The following is a 12,024-nucleotide window of genomic DNA, read 5'->3' as shown; positions in this document are numbered from 1 at the left end:
GCGCGGCCGCGCGCAGCGAGACGGTTTGGTTCACCAGTGCGCGCCGACGATGCGCGGTTCCGGCTCCAGGAGTACGCCGAAGCGCTCCAGCACCGAGGCCGAGATGCGCCGTGCCAATGCCAGCAGCTCTGCGCCGCTGGCCTGGCCGTGATTGACCAGCACCAGCGCGTGCGCCGCGGACACGCCGGCGTCGCCGTCGCGATGGCCTTTCCAGCCGCAGGCCTCGATCAGCCATGCCGCCGACAGCTTGCGCTGCTCCTCGCCGTCGCCGGGGAACACCGGCAGCGCCGGGGACGCGTGCTGCAGCGCCTGCGCCTGTTCGGCCGGCAGCAGCGGATTCTTGAAGAAGCTGCCGGCGTTGCCGAGCAGGTCCGGGTCGGGCAGCTTGCGGCGGCGGATGTTGATCACCGCCTGCGCCACGTCGGGCGCGCCGGGCATGGCGATGCCGAGCGCCTCCAGTTCCTCGCCGATGCCGGCGTAGTCCAGGCGCAGCGCATGCAGCCGCGGCAGGTTGAATTCCACCGCGGCGATCAGATAACGGTCGGGCTGGCGCTTGAACAGGCTGTCGCGGTAGCCGAACTCGCAGGCGGCCGCGTCCAGCCGCACGAAGCGCGCATCGGCGCGATCGTAGGCCTCGACCACGTGCACGAACTCGCCGACCTGCGCGCCGTAGGCGCCGATGTTCTGGATCGGCGCGGCGCCGACCGTGCCCGGGATCAGCGCCAGGTTCTCCAGGCCCGACAGGCCCTGCGCCAGCGACCACAGCACCAGTTCGTGCCAGCCCACGCCGGCGCCGGCGCGCACGATGGCGTAGTCGGCGCGGTGTTCGAGCGTGTCGATGCTGCGGTTGGCGAAGGCCAGCACCACGCCGGGCGCGTCGCCGGCGAACAGCATGTTGCTGCCGCCGCCCAGCGGCAGCAGCGCCGCGCCGGCCAGCTGCGGCGCCAGCAGCGCCTCGGGCAGCGCTTCGGGAGCGAAGATCTGCAGCAGCCACGGCGCCTGCGCGGCGACATGGAAGGTGTTCAGCGCCTGCAGCGGCGCATTCGCGGTCAGCGACCAGGCGTTGCTCATAGCGCGGCGACCGCGCCGCGGCTGGGCGCTTCGCGGCGCCGGCGCATCGCCTCGACGCATTCGCCGATCAGCGCCGGGCCGCGGAACACCAGCCCGCTGTAGCACTGCACCAGCGCCGCACCGGCGGCCATCTTCGCCACCGCATCGGCGCCGGACAGGATGCCGCCGACCCCGATCAACGGGATCGCCTCGGGCAGGCGCGCACGCAGCCGCCGCAGCACCAGCGTGGATTGGCCCAGTAGCGGCGCGCCGGACAGGCCGCCCGCTTCGGCGCCCAGCGCGTTGCGCTCCAGGCCGGGACGGGCGACGGTGGTGTTGGTGGCGACGACCCCGTCCACCTGCAGGTCCGACAGCACCCGCGCCGCCGCGTCGATGTCGCTGTCGCTCAGATCCGGCGCGACCTTGACCAGCATCGGCACGCGCTTGCCATGGCGCGCGGCCAGCGCTTCCTGCGCCTCGCGCAATTGCGACACCAGTTGCCGCAACGCCTGTTCCTCCTGCAGCTCGCGCAGGCCGGCGGTGTTCGGCGAGGAAATGTTGACGGTCACGTAGTCGGCCAGCGCGTAGACCTTTTCCAGGCAATGCAGATAGTCCGACGCGGCGTCCTGGTTCGGCGTGTCCTTGTTCTTGCCGATGTTGATGCCGAGCAGGCCGTGGCGGCGGCGCGCGCGTTCGACGTTGCGCACCAGCGCGTCCACGCCGAGGTTGTTGAAGCCCATGCGGTTGATCACCGCCTGCTCGCGCGGCAGCCGGAACATGCGTGGCTTCGGATTGCCCTGCTGCGGGCGCGGGGTGATGGTGCCGATCTCGACGAAGCCGAAGCCCAGCGCCAGCAGCGCATCGATGTGCTCGCCGTTCTTGTCCAGGCCCGCGGCCAGCCCGACCGGGTTGGGGAACTCCAGGCCGAAGGCGCGCGTGGGCATCGGCGCGATCGCCCTGGCCAGCAGCGGATTGGTGCCGGTGCGGTAGGCCATCTCGATCGCGCGCAGGCCCAGCGCGTGGGCGCGCTCGGCGTCGAAGGCGAACAGGAACGGGCGGGCGAGGGAATACATGGGCACCGCTCAGTTCAACGTGCCGGCGAAAGCACGGGTACGGTAATGGACATCGACCAGGCCATCCAGCTGATGGCGATCGAACAGCGCACGCAGCGCGGCCAGCATCGCCTCGTGGCGCGGATGCCCGGCCAGCGGCGCATACGAGGAGGACAGCAGGCGTCCGCGCAAGCCGTCGTAGTCCAGCTTCTGCACGTTCGGGAACTGGGCCGTGCCGCGCAGCCCGGCGCCGAACCAGCGCTGCATGGTCGCATCGTCGTGGTAGCGCTCGGCCACCGCGCTGTAGTCGGTGCCGTAATCGAGCAACAGCTGCTCGTAGTCGTGCAGGAACGGCGTGCCTTCCAGCAGCCGCGAGTTCCAGTACACCAGCGCCAGCCCGCCGGGGCGCAGCACCCGCGCCCATTCGCGGCGCACAGCTTCCAGGTCGAACCAGTGGAAGGCCTGCGCGGCGCTGATCAGGTCGACGCTGGCCGCGGGCAGGGTGGTGGCCTCGGCGCTGCCGTCCACGGCAGCGAAGCCGGGCAGGTCGTGCAGCAGCGTTTCGGCGGCCGCGCGCATCGCCGCATTCGGCTCCACCGCCAGCGTCGGATGCCCGGCCCGCAGGAACATGCGGGTGGAAATGCCGGTGCCGGCACCGATGTCGGCGACCTGCGCAGCGCGTGCTACGCCGAGTTCCCCGTGCACCCAGTCGAGCAGCGCCGGCGGATAGTCGGGGCGGTAGCGGACGTAGTCGGCGACGCGGTCGCTGAAGCGTTCGCGCGGAGCGGAGGCGTCCATCGGCTCAGGCCTGGGTGCTGGCGAACCAGGCCAGCCCGCCGAAGAACAGCACGAACGCCAGCACCGACAGGACCGCGACGATCACCGCGGCCCAGCCCAGGATCAGCCCGCCGAGCGCCAGCCCGTCGCCCTGGAAGCGTTGCGGCTGGCGGCGGATTTCGGCGCGCGCCAGGTGTCCGGTGACGATCGCGCCGAGGCTGCCCAGCACCGGCATCAGGGTCCAGCCGAGGATGCCGGCGACCAGGCTGACCACGGCGAGGGAATTGGTTTCACGGACGTTGCTCATCGGCCGGACTCCTGGAGGCAATGGTGGATCGTGCGGCAGAATGCTGCGCGCATTGTGTCAAAGATCGAACTTGATGCCCTGCGCCAGCGGCAGCGAGTCGGAGTAGTTGATCGTGTTGGTCTGCCGGCGCATGTACACCTTCCAGGCGTCCGAACCGGATTCGCGGCCGCCGCCGGTGTCCTTCTCGCCGCCGAACGCGCCGCCGATCTCCGCACCGGAGGTGCCGATGTTGACGTTGGCGATGCCGCAGTCGCTGCCGGCCGCCGACAGGAACTTTTCCGCCGCCTTCAGGTTCTGGGTGAAGATCGACGAGGACAGGCCTTGCGGCACGCCGTTCTGCAGCTCGATGGCCTCGTCCAGGCTGCTGTACTTCATCACGTACAGGATCGGCGCGAAGGTTTCGTGCTGCACCACCTCGTCGCCGTTGTGCAGGCCGGTGACGATCGCCGGCAGCACGAAGTTGCCGGGACGGTCCAGCGCGGTGCCGCCGGTCTCGACGGTGCCGCCGGCGGCCTTGGCCTTCTCGATCGAGGCCAGGAACTGCTCGACCGCGCCGCGGCTGTTCAGCGGCCCCATCAGGTTGGCCGGGTCGGTGGGGTCGCCGATCTTGCCTTCGACCTGCTTGTAGGCCTTGAGCAGCGTCGCCAGCACGGTGTCGTAGATGGAGGCGTGCACGATCAGCCGGCGCGTGGTGGTGCAGCGCTGGCCGGCGGTGCCGACCGCGCCGAACACGATGCCGGGGATCGCCAGCTTCAGGTCGGCGCTCTCGTCGAGGATGATCGCGTTGTTGCCGCCCAGCTCCAGCAGGCAGCGGCCCAGGCGCCGCGCGCACTTCTGTGCGACCTCGCGCCCGACCTGGGTCGAGCCGGTGAAGCTGATCAGCGGGATGCGGGTGTCCTCGACCAGACGCTCGGCCAGCGCGGTGCCGGCATCGTTGATCAGGAAGAAGATGTCCGGGAAGCCGGCGTCGCGCAGCGCGTCGTTGCAGATCTTCATCGACGCGATCGCGGTCAGCGGGGTCTTGTTGGACGGCTTCCACAGGCAGATGTCGCCGCAGATCGCGGCCAGGAAGGCGTTCCACGCCCACACCGCGACCGGGAAGTTGAACGCGCTGATGATGCCGACCAGGCCCAGCGGCTGGTACTGCTCGTACATGCGGTGGCCGGGACGCTCGGAATGCAGCGTGTAGCCGTACAGCATGCGGCTCTGGCCGACCGCGAAATCGGCGATGTCGATCATCTCCTGCACTTCGCCGTCGCCTTCGGGCTTGCTCTTGCCCATTTCCAGAGCGACCAGCGAGCCCAGCGCGTCCTTGTGCCTGCGCAGCGCTTCGCCGCACAGGCGTACCGCCTCGCCGCGGCGCGGCGCCGGGGCGGTGCGCCACAGCTTGAACGCGGCCTGGGCGCGGGCGACCACGGTCTCGTAGTCCTGCGCGGTGGTCGCCTGCACCTGCGCGATCACCGCGTTGCTGGACGGGTTCAGCGGCTGCAGCACGCCGGCGCCGGTGGCCGCGGACCACTCGCCGTTGCCGAGGTAGGTGCCGGAATTGGACGCGGTCAGGCCGAGCGCCTTGAGCAGGTCAGCGGACATGGAATCTCCTGGGTTCGTTGCGACAGGGAAGGCGACCGCAGGCGGGGGCGCGGGACGCGATTAGCCGCCGATTTTAGCAGACCGGAGGGGCCCGGCCGCCGCCGCCGCGCGCCGCGCCGGGCTTGGCAAGCGCGGCGATCGTGCGACAATGCGCCGGCCAAGGCCCCGTAGCTCAGCTGGATAGAGCGGTCCCCTCCTAAGGGACAGGTCGTGCGTTCGAATCGCGCCGGGGTCACCACCGCAGTGGCAATCGCGCAGCCGGTGCGGTCGCTGCCGCCGTTCGCTGCGCACGCCATCGGCAGCGCCGCCATCGATGCATGCGCGCGCGTATGCCGCCACTGCGAATAACGCGATCTACACCCTATGCCGACGCCATCTGAGCGCCGTATTGCCTAGCCTGTGCCAGTCCGCCAATGCAGGAACGCCGTCGTTACCGCGCTTGCCGCTGTTGGTCCAGATCGCGTACGCGCCAGCGGCGGCGTTCCAGATGCGGGCTCGTTCATCCGGTCGCACGAGCGCGGCCGCACCCACTCACCACGGTACGAATGCCGAAGCAGGAGTCACCCATGAGCAGAACATTGAAAGTCGCATTGATCGGTTCGGTCCTGGCCGCCTTGGTCGCCTGCCACCGCGACGGCGACCAGCCCGCGCAGGAACAGAACGCAGCGACGCCGCCCGCCGCCACCGATGGCAGCACGGCCCCGGCCGCCGGTCAGGACGCAAGCGCCGCACCGGCCGCAGGCACCACCGGCGATGCGGCGGCGGGCAGCGACGCAAGCCAGGGCACGCCGCCGGCCAGCGATCCGCAGCAGCCCCCCAGCGATCCGCAACAGCAGCCGACCAGCGACCAGCCGACCACCGACAAACCGCAGCACTGACCGGTAGCGCACACAGGAGCAGGATCTGCGTGCGATCCGCGGCGCATGCGCGAGGCGACTCGGCATGCGCTTGCGGCGGCAGCGGCGCCACCAGCGGCTTCGGCCGATGGCGCGCGATCCTGGGTGCGGCGCCGATAGTAACTTTTGCAACCTATCGGCCCGGCCGCAGCGTCTGTGCGGCCGGGCCGCATGCGGCGCTTGACAGCACCCCGGCGCATGATGTCCCCTTGCCGCCATGCCCCACGCCTTCGCCCTCGCCATCTGTCTCGCTCCGCCCGCACGGCGGCGCGCGGCGGCGCCTTGCGCGGGCATTACCACCGGTATTACCACCCACACCATTCGCCCGGTGCGGCCCGTCGTTTTCGCGTAACTGTCGAAACCCACGGCCCCGCACCCGGATCAGGATGCGGGGGAACCCGTCGGCCTGATGCGAGCGGGGCCTCCACTCCGAGGTCTCCCATGCCGTCCCCCGCTGTCGCTTTCGCTCCCGCTGCAGACTCCGCGCTCGCCGCGCGCACCGTCGTCCACAAGTTCGGCGGCACCTCGGTGGCCGACGCCGAATGCTATCGCCATGTCGCGCAGCTGCTGCTGGCGCGCCCGGAAACCTTGCAGATCACCGTGGTCTCGGCGATGAAGGGGGTCACCGATGCGCTGATCGGGCTGGCCGAACTGGCTGCCAGCGAGAACAGCGACTGGCGCGAACGCTGGCACGAGACCCGCGCGCGGCACCGCGCCGCGGCGGTGTCGCTGCTCGGCGAGCACGCCGGCGCCACGGTGGAATGGCTGGATGCGCGCTTCGAGCATCTGGCCGAAATCCTCGGCGCGCTGGCGGTGATCGGCGAGCTGCCGCGCGAGGTGCTGGATCGGGTGCAGGGCCTGGGCGAGGTGTATTCGGCGCAACTGCTCGGCGAACACCTGCGCGCGCTGGGCGAGGACTGCGCGGTGCTGGACGCGCGCGAGGTGCTGGTGGTGGACCGCGGCGAACTGGGCGTGGACGTGGACTGGGAGGCCAGCGCGCTGCGCCTGGCGGACTGGCGCGCGCAGCATCCGCAGCAGCGCGTCGTGGTCACCGGCTTCGTCGCCCGCGACCGCGCCGGCCGCATCACCACGCTCGGCCGCAACGGCAGCGACTACTCCGGCGCGATCTTCGCCGCCTTGTTCGACGCCGACGAACTGCATATCTGGACCGACGTGGACGGCGTGCTCTCGGCCGATCCGCGGGTGGTGCCCGAAGCGGTGCAGCTGGAAACGCTGAGCTACGACGAGGCCTGCGAGCTGGCCTATTTCGGCGCCAAGGTGGTGCATCCGCAGACCATGTCGCCGGCGATCGAGCGCGGCCTGCCGATCATCATCCGCAACACCTTCCAGCCCGAACATCCGGGCACCCGCATCACCGCCAGCAGCGCCAGCAGCGGCCCGATCAAGGGCCTGACCCTGAGTCCGGACCTGGCCGTGCTCAACCTCGAAGGCACCGGCCTGATCGGCGTGCCCGGCACCGCCGAGCGCGTGTTCGCCGCGTTGCGCAATGCGCGGGTGTCGGTGGTGATGATCTCGCAGGGTTCCTCGGAGCATTCGATCTGCTGCGTGGTGCGGCAGAACGAATGCGAGCGCGCGCGCGACGCGCTGCTGTCGGCGTTCGCGCACGAACTGGTGGTCGGGCAGGTGCAGCGGGTGCAGCTGACCACCGGGATCAGCGTGCTGGCCGCGGTCGGCGACGGCATGGCCGGGCAGCCGGGCGTGGCCGCGCGCCTGTTCGAGTCGCTGGGTCGCGCGCAGGTCAACATCCTGGCGATCGCGCAGGGTTCGTCGGAACGCAACATCTCGGTGGCGATCGACAGCGCGCACGCGACCAAGGCGCTGCGTGCCGCGCACGCCGGGTTCTGGCTGTCGCCGCAGACCTTTTCGGTCGGGGTGATCGGCCCGGGCAACGTCGGCGCGGCGCTGCTCGACCAGCTGCGCGTGGCGCAGCCGCAGCTGCTGGCCAAGGCCAACCTCGACCTGCGCCTGCGCGCGATCGCCTCGCGCAGCGCGATGCGCCTGGAAACCCGCGCGATCGTCGGCGACTGGCGGCAGGCCTTCGCCAGCGGCCCGCAGCCCACCGACCTGGACGCGTTCACCGCGCACCTGCTGTCGGCGCACCTGCCGCATGCGGTCATCATCGATTGCAGCGGCAGCGCCAACGTCGCCGACCGCTATGCGGACTGGCTCGCCGCCGGCATCCATGTGGTCACCCCGAACAAACAGGCCGGCGCCGGGCCGCTGGCGCGCTTCCATGCGATCCGTGCCGCCGCCGAGAGCAGCGGTGCGCGTTTCCGCTACGAGGCCACGGTCGGCGCCGGCCTGCCGGTGATCACCACACTGCGCGATCTGGTCGATACCGGGGACGAAGTCACCGCGATCGAGGGCATCTTCTCCGGCACCCTGGCCTGGCTGTTCAACAAGTACGACGGCAGCGTGCCGTTCTCGCAACTGGTCACCGACGCGCGCGGCATGGGCTATACCGAGCCGGATCCGCGCGACGACCTGTCCGGCACCGACGTGGCGCGCAAGCTGGTGATCCTGGCGCGCGAGGCCGGGCGCGAGCTGAGCCTGGAGGACGTGGCGGTGGAGAGCCTGGTGCCGGAGGCGCTGCGCCAGGCCAGCGTCGAGGATTTCATGGCGCGGCTGCACGAAGTGGATGCGGCGTTCGCGCAGCGCCTGCAGGCGGCCAAGGCGCGCGGCTGCGTGTTGCGCTACGTGGCGCAGCTGGCGCCGGACCGTGCGCCCAGCGTCGGCCTGGTGGAACTGCCGGCCGAACACGCCTTCGCCAACCTGCGTCTGACCGACAACGTGGTGCAGTTCACCACGCGTCGCTATTGCGACAATCCGTTGGTGGTGCAGGGGCCCGGTGCCGGTCCGGAAGTCACCGCCGCTGGCGTGTTCGCCGACCTGCTGCGGGTGGCGGCGGGCGAGGGCGCGCGGCTGTGAGCCAGGCGCAGACGTCGCTGGCGCCGCATTCCGCTGCCCGCGCCGTGCCGCGCGAGGCGCGCGCCTTCGCGCCGGCCTCGGTGGCCAACGTGGCGGTGGGCTTCGACCTGCTCGGCTATGCGGTGCAGGGCGTCGGCGACACGGTGACGGTGCGCCGCATCGATGCGGCGGAGGTGCGTATCGCCGCGATCCGCGGCACCACGGTGGCGTTGCCGCTGGAGGCGGCGCGCAACACCGCCGGCGCGGCGCTGATCGCGCTGCGCGAGGCGCTGGCGCTGCCGTTCGGGTTCGAGATCGAGATCGACAAGGGCATCCCGCTCAGCTCCGGCATGGGCGGTTCGGCCGCCTCGTGCGTGGCGGCGCTGGTGGCGGCCAATGCGTTGCTGGATGCGCCGTTGTCGCGCGAGCAGCTTTATCTGTATTCGCTGGAGGGCGAGGCGGTGGCCAGCGGCAGCCGCCATGGCGACAACCTCGGCCCGATGTTCCTGGGCGGGCTGGTGCTGTCCACGCTGCAGCGGATGGTGACGGTGCCGGTGCCGGCGGCCTGGCACAGCCTGCTGGTGCATCCGGACGCGGTGCTGGAGACGCGCCGTGCGCGCGCGGCGCTGGCCGGCGACTACGGGCTGGGCGAGTTCGTGGCGCAGAGTTCGAATCTGGCGCTGGTGCTGGCGGGCTGCCATGCCGGCGACGAGGCGCTGGTGCGCGCGGGGCTGCGCGACGTGCTGATCGAGCCGCGGCGTGCGCCGTTGATCGTCGGTTTCGATGCGGCCAAGGAAGCCGCGCTGGCGGCGGGGGCGATGGGCGCGAGCATTTCCGGTGCCGGCCCCAGCGTGTTCGCCTGGTTCCCGACGCGCGCGTCGGCCGAGGCGGCCGCGCCGGCGGTGCAGGCGGCGTTCGCGGCAGCCGGCTTCGACAGCCAGAGCTGGGTGTCGCCGCTGAACTCCCCAGGCGCGAAGCTGCTGTAATTTTTTGCTGTTGCTGTTGCTGTTGCTGTTGCTGTTGCTGTGTTGCCGTTGCCGTTGCCGTTGCTTTTTTGCCGTTATCCCCCGTGAGGCACGGCAAGCAGGATGGGTACAACCCCCGCAGGGGGCGACGCGCAGGATGCGCGTCGTTTTCGGCAGGCACATGGATGTGCCTTCCGAAAATTCCCATCCTGCTTGCGGACCCGCGCGTAGCGCGGGCGTGCCGCCCGGGGGTGTGTTTCTTTTGGTTACTTTTCTTTGCACAAGCAAAGAAAAGTGACTCGCGCACTGCGCGAAAGCTTTTGCTTTTTCTTTTGCAGTTCGCTGTTGCATTTGCTTTGCTGTTAGAAGCAGAAGCAGAGCAGGATCAAGAGCTTTCGCGCGATGCGCGACTTACTTTTCTTTGGACGCCCAAAGAAAAGTAAGCAAAAGAAAACCGCCCCCGGACCGGGCCGCCCCGCGCATGCGCGGGGTCCGCGAGCACACCGGGAATTTTCGGAAGGCACATCCATGTGCCTGCCGAAAACGGTGCGCATCCTGCGCACCGCCCCTGCGGGGTTTTACCCGGCGCGCTCGCCGGCCCTCAACGGGGGACAAAAGCGAAAACGGCAACAGCAACAGCTAGAGCAACAGCAACAGCAAGAGCAACAGCAAGAGCAACAGCAACAGCAAGAGCAACAGCAACAGCAACAGCAACAGCAAGAGCAACAGCAACAGCTAGAGCAACAGCAAGAGCAACAGCAAGAGCAACAGCAACAGCAACAGCAACAGCAACAGCAAGAGCAACAGCAACAGCTAGAGCAACAGCAAGAGCAACAGCAAGAGCAAGAGCAACAGCAACAGCTAGAGCAACAGCAAGAGCAACAGCAAGAGCAACAGCAAGAGCAACAGCAAGAGCAACAGCAAGAGCAACAGCAACAGCTAGAGCAACAGCTAGAGCAACAGCTAGAGCAACAGCTAGAGCAACAGCTAGAGCAACAGCTAGAGCAACAGCTAGAGCAACAGCTAGAGCAACAGCTAGAGCAACAGCTAGAGCAACAGCTAGAGCAACAGCGACAGTGCGGTCGAATTCTTAACTGCTATGGATCAACCATGAACTTCATTTCCACCCGTAATGCCGCGCCCGCCGCCACCCTCAGCCAGGCCATCGCCGCCGGCCTCGCGCCCGATGGCGGGCTGTACGTGCCCGAGTGCATGCCGCCGGCGCGCGAACTGCGTCCTGGCGCCAGCCTGGCCGAGACCGCAGCGACCCTGCTGGCGCCGTTCTTCGACGGCGACGCACTCGCTGCCGAATTGCCGGCGATCTGCGCCGAGGCCTTCGATTTCGACGCGCCGCTGCAAGCGCTGGCCACGCCCGGCGACCACGCGCTGGAGCTGTTCCATGGGCCGACCGCCGCGTTCAAGGACTTCGGCGCGCGCTTCCTCGCCGCCTGCCTGGCCCGCCTGCGCCGCGACGCCGCCACGCCGCTGACCATCCTGGTCGCCACCTCCGGCGATACCGGCGCCGCGGTCGCCGCCGCCTTCCATCGCCAGCCCGGCCTGCGCGTGGTCGTGCTGTATCCGGACGGGCGCGTGTCGCCGCGGCAGGCGCACCAGCTCGGCTGCTTCGGCGACAACATCCAGGCGCTGCGCGTGGCCGGCTCGTTCGACGACTGCCAGGCGCTGGTCAAGCAGGCCTTGAACGATGTCGACCTGCAGGTGCAGGCACCGCTGAGTTCGGCCAACAGCATCAGCCTGGGCCGGCTGCTGCCGCAGATGAGCTATTACGCGCACAGCGCACTGGTCCATTACGCCGCGCATGCGCAGGCGCTGAACCTGGTGGTGCCGACCGGCAACCTTGGCAATGCGCTGGCGGCGATCCTGGCGCGCGGGCTGGGCGTGCCGCTGGGCCGCATCGTGCTGGCCACCAACGCCAACCACGTGCTGCCGGATTATTTCGCCGGCGCCGACTACGCGCCGCAGCCCAGCGTGGCCACCGTCGCCAATGCCATGGACGTCGGCGCGCCGAGCAATTTCGAGCGCCTGCGCTGGCTGTACCGCGGCGACGATGCCGCGCTGCGCGCGCAGTTCCAGTCCTATTCGGTGGACGATGCGCAGATCCGCCAGCTGATCGGCGAGCGCTTCCGCCGCTACGGCGAGGTGCATTGCCCGCATACCGCGACCGCGCTGCACGTGTTGCAGCAGATCCGTGCCGAGGGCGCCGAGGCCGATGCCGGCGATTGGGCGGTGGCGGCGACCGCGCATCCGGCCAAGTTCGAGGCGGTGGTGGAGCCGTTGATCGGCCAGCCGGTGCCGGTACCGCCGGCGTTGGCCGCCTTGTTGCTGCGGCCGGCGCACGCCGAGCCGATCGCGCCGGACTACGCGACGCTGCGCGCGCGCCTGCTGGCTGGGTAGGCAGGCGGCCGCAGTCGCGCCCGGCCGCCGCTGCCATTGGCGGCCGC

9 protein-coding genes and 1 tRNA gene are annotated in these 12,024 nt (G+C 69.8%); 5 read left to right on the top strand and 5 right to left on the bottom strand.

Annotated elements, in window-relative coordinates:
• Positions 1 to 30 precede the first annotated feature (30 nt).
• The 5 genes from murB to amaB are packed head-to-tail and all read right to left on the bottom strand — an operon-like array spanning position 31 to position 4,776.
• Entirely contained in the window at positions 31 to 1,071 is a 1,041-nt protein-coding gene (gene murB / locus FZ025_RS00370) for a UDP-N-acetylmuramate dehydrogenase (RefSeq protein ID WP_046978652.1), read from the bottom strand.
• On the bottom strand, positions 1,068 to 2,123 hold the full coding sequence (locus FZ025_RS00365; RefSeq protein WP_046978645.1) for a quinone-dependent dihydroorotate dehydrogenase: 1,056 nt from the start codon (positions 2,121 to 2,123) through the stop codon (positions 1,068 to 1,070). Before FZ025_RS00365 ends, murB begins: the two co-directional genes overlap by 4 nt.
• 9 nt (positions 2,124 to 2,132) lie before the next feature.
• Positions 2,133 to 2,900 (bottom strand): class I SAM-dependent methyltransferase, encoded by a 768-nt coding sequence (locus FZ025_RS00360; RefSeq protein ID WP_046978644.1) that lies wholly within the window; start codon positions 2,898 to 2,900, stop codon positions 2,133 to 2,135.
• 4 nt (positions 2,901 to 2,904) lie between these two features.
• Positions 2,905 to 3,186: a DUF4190 domain-containing protein gene (locus FZ025_RS00355; RefSeq protein WP_046978643.1), complete on the bottom strand. Its 282-nt coding sequence runs from the start codon at positions 3,184 to 3,186 to the stop codon at positions 2,905 to 2,907.
• Positions 3,187 to 3,243: 57 nt separating this feature from the next.
• The gene (gene amaB, locus FZ025_RS00350; protein ID WP_046978642.1) at positions 3,244 to 4,776 is read right to left on the bottom strand and encodes an L-piperidine-6-carboxylate dehydrogenase; all 1,533 of its coding nucleotides are present in this window, start codon (positions 4,774 to 4,776) and stop codon (positions 3,244 to 3,246) included.
• Positions 4,777 to 4,937: 161 nt separating this feature from the next.
• Between amaB and FZ025_RS00345 the strand changes: the two genes are divergently transcribed.
• The 5 genes from FZ025_RS00345 (at position 4,938) to thrC (ending at position 11,977) form a co-directional block, all read left to right on the top strand.
• A tRNA-Arg gene (locus FZ025_RS00345) sits at positions 4,938 to 5,014 on the top strand.
• Between the two features lie 328 nt (positions 5,015 to 5,342).
• Positions 5,343 to 5,654 (top strand): hypothetical protein, encoded by a 312-nt coding sequence (locus FZ025_RS00340; RefSeq protein ID WP_046978641.1) that lies wholly within the window; start codon positions 5,343 to 5,345, stop codon positions 5,652 to 5,654.
• 459 nt (positions 5,655 to 6,113) lie between these two features.
• Positions 6,114 to 8,621: a bifunctional aspartate kinase/homoserine dehydrogenase I gene (gene thrA / locus FZ025_RS00335; RefSeq protein WP_046978640.1), complete on the top strand. Its 2,508-nt coding sequence runs from the start codon at positions 6,114 to 6,116 to the stop codon at positions 8,619 to 8,621.
• Positions 8,618 to 9,586 (top strand): homoserine kinase, encoded by a 969-nt coding sequence (locus tag FZ025_RS00330; RefSeq protein ID WP_046978639.1) that lies wholly within the window; start codon positions 8,618 to 8,620, stop codon positions 9,584 to 9,586. Before thrA ends, FZ025_RS00330 begins: the two co-directional genes overlap by 4 nt.
• A gap of 1,089 nt (positions 9,587 to 10,675) precedes the next feature.
• On the top strand, positions 10,676 to 11,977 hold the full coding sequence (gene thrC, locus FZ025_RS00325) for a threonine synthase (protein WP_046981759.1): 1,302 nt from the start codon (positions 10,676 to 10,678) through the stop codon (positions 11,975 to 11,977).
• Positions 11,978 to 12,024: the final 47 nt, after the last annotated feature.

The sequence above is a fragment of the Xanthomonas hyacinthi genome, from assembly GCF_009769165.1.
Lineage (GTDB): Bacteria > Pseudomonadota > Gammaproteobacteria > Xanthomonadales > Xanthomonadaceae > Xanthomonas_A > Xanthomonas_A hyacinthi.
This window is presented reverse-complemented; position numbering and strand designations above follow the sequence as displayed.